At 47.3% G+C, this 18,516-nt stretch carries 17 protein-coding genes; 10 read left to right on the forward strand and 7 right to left on the reverse strand.

The features are described 5' to 3' along the window. The first annotated feature begins 114 nt into the window (after positions 1–114). The 8 genes from ON006_RS16230 to ON006_RS16265 all read left to right on the forward strand — a co-directional run bounded on the left by ON006_RS16230 (position 115) and on the right by ON006_RS16265 (position 12,113). Positions 115–3,726: a TonB-dependent receptor gene (locus ON006_RS16230; RefSeq protein WP_244822873.1), complete on the forward strand. Its 3,612-nt coding sequence runs from the start codon at positions 115–117 to the stop codon at positions 3,724–3,726. Between the two features lie 22 nt (positions 3,727–3,748). After that, positions 3,749–5,482, forward strand: coding sequence for a RagB/SusD family nutrient uptake outer membrane protein (locus tag ON006_RS16235; RefSeq protein ID WP_244822872.1), 1,734 nt, complete (start codon positions 3,749–3,751; stop codon positions 5,480–5,482). A gap of 34 nt (positions 5,483–5,516) precedes the next feature. Beyond that, on the forward strand, positions 5,517–6,734 hold the full coding sequence (locus tag ON006_RS16240; RefSeq protein ID WP_244822871.1) for a metallophosphoesterase family protein: 1,218 nt from the start codon (positions 5,517–5,519) through the stop codon (positions 6,732–6,734). Positions 6,735–6,806: 72 nt separating this feature from the next. Next, the gene (locus tag ON006_RS16245; RefSeq protein WP_244822870.1) at positions 6,807–7,646 is read left to right on the forward strand and encodes an endonuclease/exonuclease/phosphatase family protein; all 840 of its coding nucleotides are present in this window, start codon (positions 6,807–6,809) and stop codon (positions 7,644–7,646) included. Positions 7,647–7,783: 137 nt separating this feature from the next. Further along, positions 7,784–8,479 (forward strand): hypothetical protein, encoded by a 696-nt coding sequence (locus ON006_RS16250; RefSeq protein ID WP_244822869.1) that lies wholly within the window; start codon positions 7,784–7,786, stop codon positions 8,477–8,479. A 31-nt stretch (positions 8,480–8,510) separates the two neighbouring features. After that, positions 8,511–9,395, forward strand: a complete 885-nt coding sequence (locus ON006_RS16255) for a glycoside hydrolase family 43 protein (protein WP_244822868.1) — start codon at positions 8,511–8,513, stop codon at positions 9,393–9,395. Positions 9,396–9,489: 94 nt separating this feature from the next. Then, positions 9,490–10,806, forward strand: a complete 1,317-nt coding sequence (locus ON006_RS16260) for an amidohydrolase family protein (protein WP_244822867.1) — start codon at positions 9,490–9,492, stop codon at positions 10,804–10,806. A 56-nt stretch (positions 10,807–10,862) separates the two neighbouring features. Continuing rightward, positions 10,863–12,113 (forward strand): hypothetical protein, encoded by a 1,251-nt coding sequence (locus tag ON006_RS16265; RefSeq protein ID WP_244822866.1) that lies wholly within the window; start codon positions 10,863–10,865, stop codon positions 12,111–12,113. Positions 12,114–12,200: 87 nt separating this feature from the next. Here ON006_RS16265 and mtgA read toward each other — a convergent pair whose 3' ends face one another. Next, positions 12,201–12,887, reverse strand: a complete 687-nt coding sequence (mtgA, locus tag ON006_RS16270; RefSeq protein WP_244822865.1) for a monofunctional biosynthetic peptidoglycan transglycosylase — start codon at positions 12,885–12,887, stop codon at positions 12,201–12,203. Between the two features lie 134 nt (positions 12,888–13,021). Here mtgA and ON006_RS16275 point away from each other — a divergent pair, with 134 nt between their 5' ends. Continuing rightward, complete coding sequence (locus tag ON006_RS16275) at positions 13,022–14,308, forward strand: DUF2851 family protein (RefSeq protein WP_244822864.1); 1,287 nt, start codon at positions 13,022–13,024, stop codon at positions 14,306–14,308. Here ON006_RS16275 and ON006_RS16280 read toward each other — a convergent pair. From ON006_RS16280 to ON006_RS16305, 6 genes are all read right to left on the reverse strand, one after another. After that, positions 14,305–14,502: a hypothetical protein gene (locus ON006_RS16280; protein ID WP_244822863.1), complete on the reverse strand. Its 198-nt coding sequence runs from the start codon at positions 14,500–14,502 to the stop codon at positions 14,305–14,307. The two genes, ON006_RS16275 and ON006_RS16280, sit on opposite strands and share 4 nt — an antisense overlap. A gap of 88 nt (positions 14,503–14,590) precedes the next feature. Next, positions 14,591–16,006, reverse strand: coding sequence for a CCA tRNA nucleotidyltransferase (locus tag ON006_RS16285; RefSeq protein ID WP_244822862.1), 1,416 nt, complete (start codon positions 16,004–16,006; stop codon positions 14,591–14,593). A 47-nt stretch (positions 16,007–16,053) separates the two neighbouring features. Continuing rightward, a complete protein-coding gene (locus ON006_RS16290; protein WP_244822861.1) occupies positions 16,054–16,419 on the reverse strand; it encodes a helix-turn-helix domain-containing protein in 366 nt (121 codons plus the stop codon). Positions 16,420–16,421: 2 nt separating this feature from the next. Then, positions 16,422–16,718 carry a type II toxin-antitoxin system HigB family toxin gene (locus tag ON006_RS16295; protein WP_244822860.1) on the reverse strand — a complete coding sequence of 99 codons (297 nt, stop codon included), beginning with the start codon at positions 16,716–16,718 and terminating at the stop codon, positions 16,422–16,424. Positions 16,719–16,812: 94 nt separating this feature from the next. Then, positions 16,813–17,184 (reverse strand): globin domain-containing protein, encoded by a 372-nt coding sequence (locus ON006_RS16300; protein WP_244822859.1) that lies wholly within the window; start codon positions 17,182–17,184, stop codon positions 16,813–16,815. 10 nt (positions 17,185–17,194) lie between these two features. Continuing rightward, complete coding sequence (locus tag ON006_RS16305) at positions 17,195–17,968, reverse strand: AMP nucleosidase (RefSeq protein WP_244822858.1); 774 nt, start codon at positions 17,966–17,968, stop codon at positions 17,195–17,197. Positions 17,969–18,018: 50 nt separating this feature from the next. Here ON006_RS16305 and ON006_RS16310 point away from each other — a divergent pair, with 50 nt between their 5' ends. Further along, positions 18,019–18,468 carry a type I restriction enzyme HsdR N-terminal domain-containing protein gene (locus ON006_RS16310; RefSeq protein WP_244822857.1) on the forward strand — a complete coding sequence of 150 codons (450 nt, stop codon included), beginning with the start codon at positions 18,019–18,021 and terminating at the stop codon, positions 18,466–18,468. Positions 18,469–18,516 lie beyond the last annotated feature (48 nt).

Here is an 18,516-nt window from a genome sequence, read left to right on the forward strand (position 1 = left end):
AAACCGGGAGTGTACCACCACCCCCGGTCCAAGATTTCACCCCTTTCAAATCGTACCACCGAACAAAAGGGATGTTTTTACCCAACAGTGCTTAACCATCAGACAATCAAAATTATGCAAAAATCAGTACGTAACAAGCCGGTCGACTGGCGAAAAATTATGCGCATTGGACTGCTTCAATGGATTCTCGTCGCCACGCTGGCAGGCGCCAGCTACGCAAAAGAAACTTCTGCTCAATCGGTATTGAGTAAGGACATGACGCTGAGCCTGAAAAATGTCTCGCTTAAAGAAGCATTAAACCAGATCCAGCAAAAAGTGAACACGCGGTTTGTTTACAGCAGTCGCGTTTCGGTTCGGGAAAATGTGAGCATTGATGTAAAAAATCAGAAACTCTCCAAAGTACTGGACCAGCTCCTGGTTGCCCGCGGCATTACCTACCGGGTAATCAACGACCAGATCGTGCTGGCAAAAAGCAGGCTCAGTAAAGAAGAATCTGTCATTCCTGAACTGGAAGAAAGGCTGCAAAACTATGTCCTGCCGCTGGAAATCAATGTGACCGGTACCATTAGCTCGTCCGACGGGCAGGGTACGTTACCGGGTGTGAGTGTGGTTTTGAAAGGAAGCTCGCAGGGCACGACGACCGACAGTCAGGGGAAATTTGAAATGGTGGTACCGAATGTAGAATCGGTGCTGGTTTTTAGTTTCGTCGGCTATATCTCTCAGGAAATCGTGGTAGGTAACCGCACGTCGATCAATGTAACATTGGAAGCCGACAACAAGGCATTGTCAGAAGTAGTCGTGGTGGGATATGGTACCCAGAAACGGGTAAACCTCACCGGCGCAGTAACACAGGTTCAGGCCAAAGACCTGGAAAACAGGCCTTTGAATAATATGTCACAAATATTGCAAGGCATGGTGCCTAACCTGAACATTACTTTTGGTACAGGTGCCCCGGGATCGGGAGGAAGCCTGAACGTGCGCGGTGAAACTTCCATTAACGGCGGCGGCCCGCTGGTACTTGTCGACGGGATTCCTGGTGATATCAACCGGATCAACCCTAACGACGTAGAATCAGTTTCGGTACTGAAAGATGCTGCTGCCTCGGCCATTTACGGTGCACGTGGAGCATTCGGGGTTATTTTGGTGACTACCAAAACTGCGAAAAGCGGTAAAACCAGTGTTACATACAGCAACAACTTCGGCTGGTCGACGCCTACCGTCAGCACTAACTTCCTCACCAATGGTTACGAACATACCAAATTGAATGATGAGGCATTCAAACGGGCAACAGGAAATACCTACACCCGGTATTCCGACGAAGACTATGCCGAACTGGAAGCCAGAAGATACGACAAAACAGAGAATGCAGCCCGTCCGTGGACTGTGGTAAAAAATGTGAATGGCAAGGACATTTACAATTACTACGGAAACTACGACTGGTGGAACACGATCTTCGATATGACGGAGCCGTCTATGCAGCATAACCTCAGCCTCTCCGGCGGTACTGAGAAGATCAATTACTTCCTCTCAGGATCGGCTTTTCAGAAAGATGGGATTATGAAGATCAATACCGACCGGTTCAATTCCTATACTTTCAGAAGCAAGGTCAACGCGCAGCTGACGCCATGGCTGAAAGTGAGCAATAACACGCAATATTTCGATTCCAGATACAAATACCCAGGGCTTGAAGGCGGTGCGAATGCGAATTTTGTGGCAATTACTGTGCATGCAATGCCAGCCTACGCACCTCAAAACCCCGACGGAACGGCTACTTATAATACATTAAAAAACAACTACTCCATTGGTGACGGGTTGTTCGCCAATCTTTTGAAAGGAGCAGCGGGCGGAGAGAAGAAGATACACGAGCTCACGACCATTAACTCGGTTACCATTGATTTTACCAAATCCTGGAACCTGGTTGCCAATCATTCCTACTCATTCTACATTGCCGACGACTGGTACCGGTCAGCAGTTGCCCAATACTCCATTCAGCCTGGCATCCTGGCAGCGGTCCCGAATTACAATACCGACCAGTTGAAAAAGACATTATGGTTTGATCCAATGCACGTTACCAATGTGTTTTCTTCTTTTAATCAAAACTTTGGAAAGCATTTTTTAGGTGCGACAATCGGGATGAACTATGAAACGCGCAAACATCAGGCACTCACAGGTTCGCGTAAAAATCTTTTGTCCGAGAGCCTAAATGACCTTAACCTCGGAACCGGGGAACAACTGGTGAATGGCGGATCTTACCAATACTCACTTTTCGGCGCATTCTTTCGCCTGAATTATGATTTCAGTGGTAAATATTTGTTTGAAGTCAATGGTCGGTACGATGGTACTTCCCGGTTTGGCGCAGGCAGGAGATATGGTTTCTTCCCGTCGGTTTCGGCAGGTTACCGCATCAGCGAGGAGGACTTTTTTGAACCTTTGAAAGGCGTAGTAAACAACCTAAAAATCCGCGCATCTTACGGAACGCTCGGTAACCAGCTACCTCCAAAATTCAATGATAATCCAAGTTCGGCCAGCTTCTATCCCTACATTTCGACAATGCCCGTGGCGCTGTCAAGCTGGATCACCAATGGCCAGAAACTTTCTTACGTCGACAGCCCGAACCCGATCTCTGCCGGACTGACATGGGAATCGGCAACGACTTCCAACATTGGTGTGGACGCTGATCTGTTGAAAAACAGGCTGAATCTTGCATTTGACGCATACATCCGCAAAACTTCCGACATGCTGATTCCGGGCAAGGTACTGCCGCTGGTATATGGCGCAACTGTTCCTACCGAGAATGCGGGAGACCTGGAAACCAAGGGATTTGAAATCTCACTCGCATGGCGGGACCAATTCAAGCTGGCAGGCAAGACATTCGCATACAATGCGTCCTTCATGCTTTCGGATTATGTATCGACGATCACGAAATACGACAACCCGAACAAAATCCTGTCTAGCCGGTACGAGGGACAAAAAATCGGCGAAATGTGGGGCTACTCCATTGATGGCTATTTCAAAACCAATGAAGAGGCACAGGCCTATAAGGTAGACCAGACACTGGTTAATAAGCAGCGGCTGAGCGCCCCGGGCGAATGGAGCAAGTTGCAGGCCGGCGACCTCAAATTCATTGATGTGAACGGTGACGGTAAAATTTCGGAAGGCGCCAACACATTGGCTGATCATGGTGACCTCAAAATCATCGGTAATGCCAACCCAAGGTTCCGGTATGGCATGAACATCGGAGCATCGTGGGGAGGTCTTGATTTTTCTGCCCTGGCACAGGGTATCGTTCGCAGAAACTGGTATCCAGGAGCTAATGCGGATAAGTTCTGGGGGCCCTACTCACGTCCTTACTACTCTTTTATTCCTGAAAAATTTGAAGAAGACGTCTGGACTCCTGAAAACACCGACGCGTACTTTCCGATCCTGAGAGGCTACACAGCATTGAACGGCGGCGGCGACCTGAATGCCCGAAACGATCGCTATATCCAGAACATTGGTTATCTGAGACTCAAAAATGTCGTGATCGGCTACACAATCCCTGAACGCATCAGCAAACTGGCCCGGATTCCAAGGGCGCGCATTTATGTGAGCGGCGAAAACCTGCTTACTTACACGCCATTGAGAAGCAAATACATTGATCCTGAACAATTTGACGGTGACGGTACCAATGGACGGACTTACCCTTTGTCCAAAACATATTCAGTCGGTTTAAACCTCAATTTCTAATCTGACGACTCAAATTTTTAGAATGATGAAAAAGCTCATATATATCATGCTGCTGGCTGTTGGGCTCACCGCCTGCGACCTGGACCAGCTACCCAAGGAAGCCATTGCGCCGGAAACATTTTTTAATACAGAAAATGACCTGCTTCTTTATACCAATTCATTCTACAACGCCCTGCCGAGTGCGGAGGATGTATATAATGAAGATGTGGATAATGTAGTCAAAAACAGCTTGCGGGATGAATTGCAGGGAACCAGGATCGTGCCGACGAGTGGTGGTGGCTGGACCTGGACCAACTTGCGTAATATCAATTACTTCCTTGCCAATTCCGGTAAATGCACAGACAAAAAAGCAGTTGCGAAATACAATGGATTAGCACGTTTCTTCCGGGCTTACTTTTACTTCGGAATGGTGAAACGCTTCGGCGATGTGCCCTGGTATTCTTCCACGATCGAAGTGGAAGACCAGGATCTGCTAACCAAGGCAAGAGATCCGAGAACGCTGGTGATGGACTCCGTAATGGCCGACATTGACTTCGCGATCGCTAACCTCGACGGCACACGCCAGGTGAATACTATTACCAAATGGACGGCACTCGCATTGAAGTCGCGCATGGCATTGTACGAAGGTACCTACCGCAAGTATCACACGGAATTTAACCTTCCCGACTCTGAAAAATTCTTGGATGAATGCATTGAAGCTTCACAAGACCTGATGAAAAACAGTGGCTACGGCATCTACAAAGACACTCCGGCAACTGCGTATCTCAAACTGTTCTCTGCCGATAATTCCATCGCCGAGGAAGTCATTCTCGGTCGCGATTTCAGCGATCAGTTGCAGGTTTATCACAACCTCAACTATTACACAATGACGGCTTCGTATGGCAAGCCGGGACTTGAAAAAAAGCTGGTGAACAGCTATTTGATGGCCGATGGAACGCGTTTTACGGATATCAAAGGTTACGAAACGATGCAGTTTTACGACGAGGTCCAGAAACGTGACCCACGCCTGACGCAGTCTATCCGCACACCAGGCTACACCCGCATTGGCGAGTCGACACCATTGGTACCAGAGTTTGGCGCTACGGTGACGGGTTATCAGCTGATCAAATTCGTTTCCGAGCCTAAGTGGGATACATTCGGAAAGGACATTACCGACATGCCAATCTTCCGATATGCGGAGGTGTTGCTGAACTTCGCAGAAGCAAAAGCGGAAAAAGGCACATTGACACAGGACGATCTTGACATTTCGACCAAACTGATCCGTGACCGTGTGGGAATGCCCAACATTAACCTGGCCGACGCCAATGCGAAGCCGGACCCGTACCAGGCACAGATGTACACGAAATTGTCCGGCAAAAATGCAGGTGTGATCCTTGAAATCCGCAGAGAAAGACGTGTGGAACTGGTGATGGAAAACTTCTTCCGCTGGGACGACATTATCCGCTGGAAAGAAGGCCAGCTCCTGACCAAACAGTACAAAGGAATGTACTTCCCAGGTCCCGGCAGCTATGATCTGGACAGGAATGGTAAGGTTGACCTCGTGATTTACGAAGGCACCAAACCGACGGTTCCCGGTGCGCAACTATTAAAATTGGGCAGCGAAATTCTCCTCGAAAATGGCGTCAAAGGCGGAAATATTATCATTAACGGACACATTACCAAGAAGTTTGACGAAAACAAAGACTACCTATACCCTATTCCAAAGCAAGAAAGGTTATTGAACACCAATCTTTCGCAGAACCCGAATTGGGAGTAAAATACTAACTTGCTATTCCTAACCCTTAATTAATATGCTTTCAGACAGAAGGTCGTTTCTTGAAAAAATGTCACAGATAGGGGCGCTGAGCTTGTTGCCCCTGTCAGCTTCCCAGGCCGGAGATGCATTGCCGGTTGAAGAAAAAAATCATTTTGTAGCCGGGCCTTACCTGCAAAATATGGGCACCAATGAGGTGACCATTATGTGGATCACCCATAAAAACTGTTTCAGCTGGGTGGAATACGGTGCCGGTACTTACACGAGCAAACGCGAATTTGGCTATAATAATGGTCTGATCGAGGCCAATAACCGCATCAATAAAGTTACATTGACCGGCCTTAATGCAGGAACGGAGCACAAGTACAAGATCGTTTCGACTGAGGTGACAGGTTACAAAGGCTCCAAAGTAGAGTTCGGAGAAACCATTGCCAGCCCATTGTACGGCTTCAAAACGTGGGGCGAAAATGAAGACGAGTTTAAAATGGTGATCTTCAATGACATTCATGACCGGCCTCAGATCATTCCGCAGCTGCTTTATCGCCACGGGTATACTGGCAACACCCGCGACTACGATTTTGTAGTGTTTAATGGCGACTGCTTTGACTGGGTTACAGAGGAACAGCAAATGGTAGACCACCTGATCAAGCCTTCTGTGGATATTTTTGCGACCGAGTTTCCGTTCTTGCTCACTCAGGGAAACCATGAGTGCCGGGGAAGTTTTTCACGGCACATTCCCGAATACTATGCTTACCCCGACCAGAAATACTATTTCGCATTCACTCGCGGCCCCGTCAGGTTTGTAGTACTGGATTCGGGTGAGGACAAAACGGATGACAGCGTCGAATATGGCGGGTTATCCGCATTTGACCGGTACCGGGAAGTTCAGAAAAAGTGGCTTGAAAAAGAGGTGGAATCCGCAGAGTTCAAAAAAGCAGATTTCCGCATTGTTTTGATCCACATTTCGCCCTACCATTCCGGCGACTGGCATGGTACATTGCATTGCCGAGAAATGTTCGGGCCGATTTTGAACAAGTCAAAAATTGACCTGCAAATCTCCGGGCATACGCACCGGTATATGACACACGAGCCCGACGCAACCCACAACTACCCGATCGTAATCGGTGGTGGCCCGCTGGAAGGTAAACGCACATTGATCAAACTACATGTTACCAGGAAACAGCTGGATATGAAAATGATCCGTGACGACGGCGAAGTTGTAGGCAAATTTTTGATCCCAAAGAAAGGAAAATAGTTTCACCCGATTACAGGAGACCCCTTCGGGGTCTTTCTTTTATTTTAAAAAGTCCGCAACCATTTAATTACAATGAAAAAAATTACCCTTTTGCTGGCATTGCTTTTCGCATTGGCCGAAACATCATTTGCACAAAAAAACACAATCAATCTGGCCACCTACAACCTGCGCTACAACACTGCCAACGATGGCGTAAATGCCTGGCCAAACCGTAAGGAAAACGTCAAAGGCCTCATTCAATTTCACGAATTCGATTTGTTTGGCGTACAGGAAGCACTGATCGGCCAGCTGAGGGATGTGGTCGAGTTGAAAGATTTCGCATTCATAGGAAAAGGTCGTGACGATGGTCAGGAAGGTGGCGAACATTCTGCGATATTTTATAGGAAAGACCGTTTCAAATTGCTTAACTCAGGAGATTTCTGGCTTAGCGAAACGCCGGATAAGCCGGGAAAAGGCTGGGATGCAACCTGCTGCAATCGGATTTGCTCGTGGGGAAAATTTCAGGATTTGAAAAGTAAAAAAGAGTTCTTCTTTTTCAATGTACATTTCGATCACCAGGGTGTAGAAGCGCGCCGCCAGTCGGGGCATTTGATGGTAAAAAAGATTAATGAAATCGCGGGAAAATCCACCGTTCTGCTAACCGGTGATTTCAATTCCACCCCTGACACCGAGCAGATCAAAACGATCAGTAACCTGCTTAATGACGCGCATAACGTTACCAAGCAAGCACCATATGGCCCGGAAGGAACATTCAACAGCTTCAAATTCGATGCGCCAATGGACAAACGGATCGATTACATTTTTGTGAGCAAGAATATTGACGTACTCAAATACGGCGTTTTAACAGATGCCAAAGAACAGCGCTATCCATCGGATCATCAGCCGGTAGTGGCGAAGATAGAGATAAAGTAACTTCGGCAGTCAGTTTTTAGCTTTCGGCGGTCGGCTTTCGGCCGTCAGTTTTTTTTACTAATTTTCGAAAGCCGATTGCTTATAGCCTGTTGCTCATCGCCTACGGCCCAAATCCGATTGCCGAAAGCCGATTGCCGATGTATAAAATTCTCTTCCTTCTTGCGTTCGTTACCAATGCATTTTCCCAAAATGTAAAAATCAGCATTGACGCACCCGCCGTTTTGAATGGTCGTAAAGCCATTTTACTCACACGTGAAAAAGGATTTGCGGCTGTGGTCCATTCCATTAAGCTCGGCTTCGACACTACCCACCTGCAAATGGACCGGAACCTGGTTCCCGACCTGTACCAGTTACAGGTATCGCAAATGAAGGGCTCATTGACTTTCTTTTTTGATTCCGGCACCCAGGTCCGGCTGGATACTACCGACGTTTCCAAATCCGTGGTGACACATTCGAAAAGCAATCCTGAATGGCGGATGTACTGGGATAGCATCCAGCAACCATCGGACGCGCGGCTGAATGCCTATGTTGTGAAGGAAGTGCGTGCCCGCAAGAAAAATCAGACGGACAGTTTGAACTACTGGGTCGCTCAGCAGGATTTGGAAAGACAAGAAGTACTCTCCAAAACCGGCAAATTTATCTTTGACCATCCCCGCTCCTACGTAAGTCTCTATCTACTGAAAATCAACTGGTACGCATTCAAAAACCAGGGATTGTTCGAACGACTTGACCCCGCATTGGCACACCACAAAAATTACAAACTGTTAAAAGAAAAAAGGCGGGTGGCTAAAACATCAGTCACTGAAATCCATTCCTCAGGCACAAAGTTTTAGGAGATTTTACTGTTAGCCAAAACAGTAAAAAATGAATCGGCAAGTGACTGGTAATCCTATTATCAAACATTTCTTTACCGCTGATCCGACGGTATTGGTACATGACGGGATCGTATACCTCTATACCGGCCACGACGAGGCCGGGATCGGCCATTCCGGTTATGTGATGAATACATGGCTCGGCTTTTCGTCCAATGATCTGATACATTGGCAAGATCACGGCATATTACTGAGGGCTACTGATTTTAAATGGTCGTCGGGCGATGCTTATGCTTCGAAAGTAATTCAGCGCGGCGGGAAATTTTACTGGTATGTGTCAGTTACGCACGCTGAACTATCGGGCAAAGCAATCGGTGTGGCTGTTTCCAATTCTCCCGCTGGTCCATTCGAAGATGCACGTGGATCTGCGATGATCACACACGACATGCTGCCGCCTACCGAAAATGAAAAGGCAAACCTCGACCCGACAGTTCTTGTTGACGATGATGGACAAACCTATATTTTCTGGGGAAATGGAACCTGCTATTTTGCCCGGTTGAAAGAAAACATGATTGAACTCGACGGCCCGGTACACATCATTGACCTGCCCGATTTCCAGGAAGGTGCCCACATTCATAAACGAAACGGCTGGTACTATTTGTCATACGGATATCAGTTTCCCGAAAAAGTCGCGTACGCCATGAGCAGGGACATTCTTGGTCCCTGGGATTTCAAAGGAATACTTAATGAGACTGTTTTTAATTGTGAAACCAACCGTCCCGCCATCATTGATTTTAGAAATGAATCATACTTCTTTTACCACATTGGTGCTTTACCAAACGGAAGCAGCCACCGGCGATCGGTTTGTCTGGACCGGCTGCGCTACAATCAGGACGGCACTATGCAACAGATTATTATGACTTCCGAAGGCGTGTAGTTATAATCACAACGGTTTCTTCTTTTGGAATTAGCATCGGATCATTGTTCAAACCAGTGCGATTTCCTAAAACCTCTACTTGGCCAATCACTTCATGCATTTCCTTCAAAAGATTAAGACTATCATTGCTTTTTGCAGCGTAGCTTTCGTGCTCAGTTGCGGTACCCCCCCAACTGATGGCGACGGTAAGCCCAATGTCATCAAGGAGATCAATCGCAAGGAAATTCCGGTAGGGAAAGGTACAATTGCCATTACCGGGGCCACTATCATCGATGGAACGGGAGCAGACCCTGTCCTGAATGGATGTGTGATTGTAGAAAATGGAATGATCAAAGAAGTTGGTAAACTTGGCGAAGTTACCATTCCGGGCGGGGCAAAAATAGTGGACGGGAAGGGTCTCACATTGCTTCCAGGCTTTATAGATTCACATTTTCACCTGGACGGGGTAAAGGACCTTCCCGCGATGTTTCTTCAAAACGGGGTTACCTCCGTCCGCGATCCGGGCGCATGGATCGAAGCCTATGACGGGGAAAGAAAATCCGGCAAGCCGATTCCAAGGTTGTTTCTCGCTGATCCGCACATTGACATGTTCCCTCCTGCCTATCCGAAAGACGCTTATGTGGTCAGAGATGCTGAGGAAGCTGTGAATCAGGTCAATAAAATGGCAGACCGGGGCGCGTCCGTGATTAAGGTCTACTTTCGGCTTCCTTCGGGTATTATCCGCGAGGTATGCAAGGCAGCGCACAGCCGTGGGCTCCCTGTAACGGGTCATTTGGAAACTACGGAGGCGATGGAAGCGATTAACGCCGGGCTGGATGGAATAGAACACATTACCTCATTCGGATTGTCCCTGCAACCGCAGATCGAGGGAGAAAAATACCGCCAGCTGGTACTTGCGGACAACAATGCACGAAAACAGGGGCGGTACGACTTTTGGGAAAAAGTGAATGTCAATGGACCGCTGGCTGACACATTAGCTCATTTCTTGGTCAGAAAAGGCACCTTCGTCAGCCCAACGCTTGGCGCTTTCGAGTATCAGGCCGCCCCGGATTTACCTCTTGACACCGCCAGACTGACTGCCTTTGGAAATATGAAGGCATTGACCGGAAAGTTAAAAAAGGCAGGTGTACATCTCGTAGTCGGCTCGCATTCCATGATCACCTATGCCGAAATGGGCTGGGCTTATCAGCGTGAAATGGAGTTATTTGTGGAAAGCGGCATCAGTCCGAAAGAGGTCATTATGGCTGCTACCATGGAAAATGCACGTTTTTTCAGAATTGAGGACAAGCTGGGCAGCATTGAAAAAGGCAAAATTGCAGACCTGGTGCTAGTCCATGGCAATCCTTTGCAGGACATCAGCGCTACACGAAAGGTTTTGAAAGTGATGTTAAATGGTGTGTGGGTGAAATAACACAGGTAGCTTCGCCCGTTGAGAGTATTTCCTTACATTGCCTCAAACTTCCAGTTATGAAAAATCTCGCTTCCTTTATCATCATGATCGCGTGCATGCTCAGCGGGCTAAACGCGAAAGCACAGGCAGAAGAGGAAAAACTCGACTTACCGGGCGATAACCTGAACCTTTACGCGGTACTGAAATTATTTCAGGAATCGGAGACCCTCGAAGGCTTTGAAAGAAAGCTGAATGATGAAGAAACCGAGATCAATAACCTCGATCTCGACGGGGATGACAACATTGACTATATCCGCGTTTCTGACGACGCGGACGGAAATTTGCACACCATTACATTGAAAGTGGCCGTAAGTGATCGCGAAGATCAGGATGTGGCGGTGTTTTTTGTGGAGAAAAAAGAAGACGGACAGGTACTGATCCAGCTCATCGGAGACGAAGACCTTTACGGCAAAGACTATATTATTGAACCCAATGCACTCTCTGACAATGGAGAAACGCCCAACCCGGGCTACAATGGCAATAAAGAACGCCGCGATGAACCTGTGGAAGTGCGTGACAACACTACCTATGTCATCGCGTCATGGCCGCTGGTCCGCTATATATATGTACCTAACTATGTGATCTGGCATTCGCCGTGGCGGTGGCACTACTACCCGAGCTACTGGCATCCCTGGAGACCGCGCTATTGGCACGCCTACTATGGCTATCATTACCACTGGCATTACTACTATAACGGGCATTTCCGCCGCTGGAACCAGTATCGTAACCCGGTATGGTACAATCATTACTACGGCGGAGGTTATCGTTCTCGGTCGGTGGTTGTCAGGACGAGATATACCCGTGGAGATTACCGAAATACCTATTCGAGACCATCGTCTGCGAGGGACGGCTCGGATCTATTCGTAAGGAGAAACCCAAAAGCACCAACAGTAAAAGAACGCTTGCCTTCATTTGATAAAACCGGCAGGCCTGTCGTAAGCCGCCCGGTTCCATCGAGACTAGGAACTTCAAGACCGGAAACTTCAAGGCCGGGAACTTCACGACCATCGGTAACAAGACCGGGGAATGGGAATGAAAACGCCCGTCCAGGGACTTCACGGCCATCGGTGACACGGCCCGGAACAAGCAGGCCGGAAGTTTCCAGACCTGAAACGCAACGGCCCGTAACCAGGCCAGTCAGGCCAAGGCCTGCGCCGAAACCAGAACCTCAGAGGCCGGTAACCAGGCCTGCACCATCACGTCCTGCACCGTCTGCACGGCCGGAGTCACGCCCGGCGACGAGGCCGTCTAGCAGGGAGCGTGGGTGAGGTGGGGATATCAGACACATGCATGCACATCATCAGCCCAGGGTTTAAACCCTGGGTTATGGTGTACCTGGGTTGGGCGTACCTGGATCACAGATCTGCAATGTATTTCTGGCCGCCCAGGTAGCGCATTTGCCGGACGATCTGGTTCGTGCGTTTGTTGACGTATGCGGATGGATTTTTGATGGAGAAACGGACTGGATTCGGCAGTACGGCCGCTATGCGTGCCGATTCGAAGCGGCTTAGCTTCTTTGCAGATTTGTTATAGTAACGCAATGATGCAGCTTCTACGCCGAAAGTCATCTTGCCCATTTCGGCCACATTGAGATATACTTCCAGGATCCTTTCTTTGTCCCAGATCAATTCGATCAAAATTGTGAAATAGGCTTCCAGTCCTTTTCTGATAAAACTGCGTCCGTGCCATAGAAAAACATTCTTGGCCACCTGCTGCGAAATCGTACTGGCTCCACGGGCGCGTTTCCTATCCTCCGTCACCGCATTGTAGATCTGATCAAAATCAAAACCCCAGTGGTTGGGAAAATTCTGATCCTCTGACGCTACTACTGCCAGCGCTACCTCCTTTGATATATTTTCGTATGGCTCCCAGTCATGAAAAAGCTCTGTATCCTCATCTGCTTTAAAAGCTTCCATTTTTCTGGACAACATATAAGGCGTAACCCAGACCGGTAAAAACCGCAATAGGATCACCCAAACAATGGAAATAACGAAAAAGGCTATGAGAAATCTTAACGCAATAAATTGCAAACGGCGGAGCATAAAACTTTTTTACTTCTAAAACAGAAACCAAACAACAAAACCTGCGTACAAATAACAGAAACTAATCAGGTTTAGGCAAAGAAAATAAAGACCATTATTCATCAAATATTTGAACATACACTATTCCGGAAGCAATGAATGAAGATATACTGAGTTTTATATGGCGATTCCAATATTTTGAAACAGCAGATCTCCGAACTGATGAAAATTTGGGCCTTTCTGTTATTAGGACGGGATATAAAAATGTGAATGCAGGTCCTGATTTTTCGGAAGCAAGGGTAATCATCGACGGTGTTCAATGGATTGGCAGCATTGAAATCCACGTCAAATCCTCTGACTGGTTCTTGCACACACATGAGACAAATGATGCCTACGAGGGCGTAATCCTGCACATTGTTTGGGAAAATGACCGGCCCGTGATTCGAAAAGACGGTACCAGCATTCCCACTTTGTCACTGAAAGGATTGGTCAAAACAGCAGTACTGGAAAGGTACGCCCAGTTGCAGGATGAAAAGGAAGGCATTCCATGCGCCGCCATGTTTCACGAAGTGGCTGAAATCCAGAAGTATGCCATGCTGGACAGGGTATTATTGGAACGACTTGACAGAAAGGCTTCCGCTGTGAACAGGTTATTGGAAATCAATAAAAATGATTGGGAAGAAACTGCATATCAATGGCTTGCAAAGCATTTTGGGTTTAAATTAAATGACCATTCATTTCTCAGGCTGGCACAGATTGCCAGCTGGAAAACAATCCAGAAACACCGCGATCGCCCCCTGCAAATAGAGGCACTTTTATTTGGCTGCGCGGGGTTGCTGCCCGATGCAGATGAAACGGTAGAGGTATATGTGAGGCAATTGCGAAATGAATTTCAGTTTCTCAGCGCCAAGTATAAGTTAACGGACCAGCCGATGCAAAGCCACGAATGGAAGTTCTCTCGATTGCGCCCCGTGGGCTTTCCAACGGTGCGGATAGCCCAGCTTGCACGACTGTTGAGTGAGCATGGAAGCCTGTTTTCAATGATCATTACCGCTACTAACTTTCAGGAACTGCAAAGCAGGTTTCAGATCGGGCAGTCGCAGTATTGGGAAGAACATTACATTTTTGGTAAAAAAGCAAAGGCCAGAGTTCCAGCCATGGGTAGTGATTCATCGGCACTGCTTATCATTAATGCAGTGGTGCCGTTACTTGTTGCTTACTCCAAACAACGCCAGCAACCCGAATTGCTTGATAAAGCGATTTATTGGCTGTCGGAAATCCCGGCAGAGAACAACCGGATTACACGGGATTGGAACGACCTGGGAATGCGGGTAACTACCGCCGCCGATTCCCAGGCATTAATTGAATGGTATAACCAATATTGCACGCCCCGGAAGTGCCTCGAATGTACAATAGGGGCCGCATTGGTCCGGTCTGTTTAACCTTTCACCAGGTTGACGCCGGTTAGCAAGAAAACCGTCCCTACCAAAAAAGGTACTACCGACTCCCATTTGGAGACAGTCAGGCCGAGAACGGGTTTATCAGACAAGAAAGCCACACATGAGAATAAAAGTACAGCTATGCCCAAAATGGTCAATAATGCACCGAAGAAGCGTTTAAACTGGGTATTTTCCATTGATTGCTATGAGGAGACAAAAATTAAGGTTCGCAAAAATATTAAATTAACGGGCGGCTTTTCGTGAGTACATTAAAATTATACCTGCTCACTGCACAGTCAGGCCCATTTTTTGCCCCTCCTTCACCATAAAATCATAAGCAGGCTGGTATTCATTGGGGATAATCCCTTCCAGGATCGCCTCCCTGATCACTTCCTTGATAATGCCTACTTCCTTTGCGGGCTTCAACCCAAATGTTTCCATGATCATTTCTCCCGTAATCACTGGCTGAAAATTACGCAGCTTGTCACGTTCTTCCAGGTCTTTCAGCTTTTGTTCTACCAGGTCAAAATTGCCGAGGAAACGTTTTACTTTTTCAGGGTTTTTGGAGGTAATGTCGGCACGGCAAAGTTTCATTAATGCTTCAATATCCTCACCAGCTTCGACCAGCAGTCGCCTCATGGCCGAATCCGTAATTTCTTCTTTGGACAAAACAATGGGCCTTAAATGCAGCCTGACAAGCTTTTTCACAAACCGCATCTTCTCATTCAACGGCAACTTCATCCTCCTGAAAATAACGGGCACCATTCGAGCGCCCACCTCTTCGTGATTGTGAAACGACCAGCCTACACGCTTATCGAATTTTTTGGTTGCCGGCTTGGCAATATCGTGCAGGATCGCCGCCCAGCGCAGCCAGAGGTCATTGGTGTTCTGGGAAACATTGTCCAGTACCTGTAAAGTATGGTAAAAATTATCCTTATGCCCTTTGCCTTCAATGTTCTCAACTCCCTGCAATTCGATCATTTCCGGGAAAATAATGGCCAGGATACCTGCATGAAAAAGCAATTTGAAACCGTAGGAAGGTACTGGCGAAAGAATGATCTTGTTCAGTTCATCCGAAATGCGTTCCGCCGAAACAATTTCGACCCGGTCCTTCATTTTGACGATCGCATCGAAAGTATCCGGTTCAATGTCAAAGTTAAGCTGGCTTGCAAAACGGATCGCCCGCATCATTCGGAGGGGGTCATCGCAGAAGGTGATCTCCGGTTCGAGAGGCGTACGGATGATCTTTTTCCGCAGGTCCCTCATTCCTTCAAAAGGGTCGATCAGGTCACCGAATGTACCCTTGTTAAGGCTGATCCCCATCGCATTGATAGTAAAGTCCCGCCGGTTCTGGTCATCACTTAGTGACCCATCTTCCACGGCAGGTTTGCGGGAATCGGCACGATAAGATTCCTTTCTGGCACCTACAAACTCGATTTCGAGGTCGCCCTGGCGTATCTGGGCGGTACCGAAACTTTTATATACACTTACAAAAACGTCCGGCCCTAACTGACTGGCTACCAACTCAGCCAGCTCGATTCCGCTGCCAATGGATACGATATCAATATCCTTGCTGCTCCTTTTGAGGATCAGGTCTCTAACAAATCCACCGATGATATATGATTCCACACCCAGCTCTTTCGAAGCAGCTGCCACGATTTCAAGAACCGGGTACTGGGTTAAATGCTCTTTAAAATTCATGCCGCAAATGTACAGAATTCTTCTTCTACACGAGTCAGGGCGTTACATTACTGTGTGAGGTGGTAGTCCTGGGTCAAAACCTTCAGGGAAAGATTAAGTCGTTTTGAAAGATTTCGGATCATTTCGATGCTCAGTTTTCGCTTCTTATTCAAAACTTCCGAAACCCGGTTTTTGCCTCCCATATCCTCAATTAAATCGACCTGTTTAAGCTGCAACTGTTGCATTCTAATCTTGATCGCTTCGATCGGATCCGGTGCATCTATTGGGTAATGTTCATCTTCATATGCCCCTACCAGCAACGCAAGTACATCGCATTCGTCACTTTCTGGCGTACCGGTTGGTGCATCAAAAACTTCCCCAAGTCGCTTCAACGCGTTATCATACTCTTCTTTTGTCTTGATCAATTTCAGCATGGTTAAATTGAATTAGCGTCAATTTTGTCATATTCTTCATGCGATCCGATGAATCGGATAAAAACAAGTTGCTTTTCAAACTTAAAATGAGCAACCAACCTGAACGAATTTCCCCGAATGTTGAACACGATCCGGCCATTCTTTAAAATACTGGCTGTTGCGTAGCTGTTCTTCACATCCGCCGGTGATTTCCATGTTGCAGCTAACACATCTTCGTACCAAACTTTCAGCTGCTGCTCTACCTCAGGGTATTTTTCCCAAAATTCGCGGAGCGTTCCTTTCGCAAAGATTCTTTTCATCTCAAATAGACAATCAAAAATACAATGTTCCCAAATATGGAACACCATTTAGACGAAAGAATACAAAAAAGTAACGCAGGGGTAGAATGGAATTTTAGCTATTCACCATAAAAAACGCCGTCCGCGGAAACCTGTCGAACAATTCGTCCTTCAATTCCTTGCTGATCGGTAGCTCCCCTACTGCCTGTGACATACATTGGAGCCAGGCAACCGCGTCGTCTTCCGTAATGGTGTGCGGCATGTGCCGTGCACGCATCATCGGGTGCCCGTAGACGTCCGAATAAAGCTGTGGACCGCCCAGGAACTGGGTTAGAAACAACCTCTGCTTTTCTTTAATAAGGTCTTTATCAGTTTTAAAAAGCCTGGAAATCAGCTCATGCTCAAAAACCAGGTCGTAAAATTTATCAGTAAGCAATTGGAGCGCCTCGTCACCTCCAATGCGCTCGTAAAGTGTTTGATTTTCCATTAATATTGTACTAGTTTTCGAACCGCATATGTTTCACCGACGCGCCGGACCTGGCCAGCTCGGTCAATGATTCAATACCGATTTCGAGATGCATTTTCACGTAATTGGTCGTCACCTTTTTATCGCTTTCCTCCGTTTTCACGCCTTCCGGCACCATTGGATTGTCGGATACCAGCAGCAATGCGCCATGGGGGATCGAATTGGCAAATCCTACAATGAAGATGGTGGCCGTTTCCATGTCAATCGCCATGGCACGTATTTCGCGAAGATATTCTTTGAACGTATCGTCATGCTCCCAGATCCTGCGGTTCGTCGTGTAAACGGTCCCTGTCCAGTAGTCCATGTTGTGTTTTGCAATGCTGGCAGAAACCGTGCTTTGCAGCCGGAATGACGGCAATGCCGGAATTTCCGCAGGCATATAGTCATCACTGGTACCTTCCCCACGAATGGCTGCAATAGGTAAAATCAGGTCGCCCACCTGGGTCTTTTTCAGACCGCCACATTTACCTAAAAACAAAACAGCTTTGGGATTAATGGCTGATAAAAGGTCCATTACCGTTGCCGCCATCGGACTGCCCATCCCAAAATTGATGATCGTAATATCCTTAGCAGTAGCGGTTTGCATAGCCCTACCCTGCCCTTTTACTTCTACATTAAACTTCTCGGCAAACATAGTCACGTAGTTGCCAAAGTTGGTCAGCAATATATAATTCCCGAAATCCTCCACTGCCGTTCCCGTGTAACGTGGCAGCCAGTTTTCAACGATTTGCTCTTTGGTAGTCATGATTTCAGCAGGTTAATTGGTCAGGTTTGTTGTGATGTGTATCTTCGTTTATGGAATCTTTAAATCTTCCCGAGTTTGCCTACAAAGTTAAGCAGGTTAACGGGAAACCGCATATTTTCGATATTATCCGCAGGAAATTCGTTGCGCTTACGCCGGAAGAATGGGTACGGCAACACTTCATTCATTTACTTATTACTCAATATGGTTACCCCAAATCATTGTTTGCAGTGGAAACCGGAATGCAATACAACACGCTGGCCAAACGGACGGACATCATGATTCTATCGGGCGATTCCCTTCCATTTTTACTGGTAGAATGCAAAGCGCCATTCATTTCCGTGACCGACGCCACATTCGCGCAGATCAGTCGGTATAACTTTACACTTCAACCTCAATACCTGGCCGTTACCAATGGAATGAGCCACTATTGTTTCAAAGCCGTCAACGGACAGATCCATTTTATGGACGATTTCCCACTCTATCGTGACTGGAACTCCTGATTTTCTGATAAAATATAAAACAAATAAAGCCTGCCACAAATGGACAGG

This window comes from Dyadobacter pollutisoli (assembly GCF_026625565.1).
In the GTDB taxonomy this organism is placed as follows: Bacteria; Bacteroidota; Bacteroidia; order Cytophagales; family Spirosomataceae; genus Dyadobacter; species Dyadobacter pollutisoli.

Bases quoted from the DNA above. Each gene is read 5' to 3' on its own strand.
- ON006_RS16230 (WP_244822873.1), top strand. From the start codon at position 115: ATGCAAAAATCAGTACGTAACAAGCCGGTCGACTGGCGAAAAATTATG.
- ON006_RS16235 (WP_244822872.1), top strand. From the start codon at position 3,749: ATGATGAAAAAGCTCATATATATCATGCTGCTGGCTGTTGGGCTCACC.
- ON006_RS16240 (WP_244822871.1), top strand. From the start codon at position 5,517: ATGCTTTCAGACAGAAGGTCGTTTCTTGAAAAAATGTCACAGATAGGG.
- ON006_RS16245 (WP_244822870.1), top strand. From the start codon at position 6,807: ATGAAAAAAATTACCCTTTTGCTGGCATTGCTTTTCGCATTGGCCGAA.
- ON006_RS16250 (WP_244822869.1), top strand. From the start codon at position 7,784: ATGTATAAAATTCTCTTCCTTCTTGCGTTCGTTACCAATGCATTTTCC.
- ON006_RS16255 (WP_244822868.1), top strand. From the start codon at position 8,511: ATGAATCGGCAAGTGACTGGTAATCCTATTATCAAACATTTCTTTACC.
- ON006_RS16260 (WP_244822867.1), top strand. From the start codon at position 9,490: ATGCATTTCCTTCAAAAGATTAAGACTATCATTGCTTTTTGCAGCGTA.
- ON006_RS16265 (WP_244822866.1), top strand. From the start codon at position 10,863: ATGAAAAATCTCGCTTCCTTTATCATCATGATCGCGTGCATGCTCAGC.
- mtgA (WP_244822865.1), bottom strand. From the start codon at position 12,887: ATGCTCCGCCGTTTGCAATTTATTGCGTTAAGATTTCTCATAGCCTTT.
- ON006_RS16275 (WP_244822864.1), top strand. From the start codon at position 13,022: ATGAATGAAGATATACTGAGTTTTATATGGCGATTCCAATATTTTGAA.
- ON006_RS16280 (WP_244822863.1), bottom strand. From the start codon at position 14,502: ATGGAAAATACCCAGTTTAAACGCTTCTTCGGTGCATTATTGACCATT.
- ON006_RS16285 (WP_244822862.1), bottom strand. From the start codon at position 16,006: ATGAATTTTAAAGAGCATTTAACCCAGTACCCGGTTCTTGAAATCGTG.
- ON006_RS16290 (WP_244822861.1), bottom strand. From the start codon at position 16,419: ATGCTGAAATTGATCAAGACAAAAGAAGAGTATGATAACGCGTTGAAG.
- ON006_RS16295 (WP_244822860.1), bottom strand. From the start codon at position 16,718: ATGAAAAGAATCTTTGCGAAAGGAACGCTCCGCGAATTTTGGGAAAAA.
- ON006_RS16300 (WP_244822859.1), bottom strand. From the start codon at position 17,184: ATGGAAAATCAAACACTTTACGAGCGCATTGGAGGTGACGAGGCGCTC.
- ON006_RS16305 (WP_244822858.1), bottom strand. From the start codon at position 17,968: ATGACTACCAAAGAGCAAATCGTTGAAAACTGGCTGCCACGTTACACG.
- ON006_RS16310 (WP_244822857.1), top strand. From the start codon at position 18,019: ATGGAATCTTTAAATCTTCCCGAGTTTGCCTACAAAGTTAAGCAGGTT.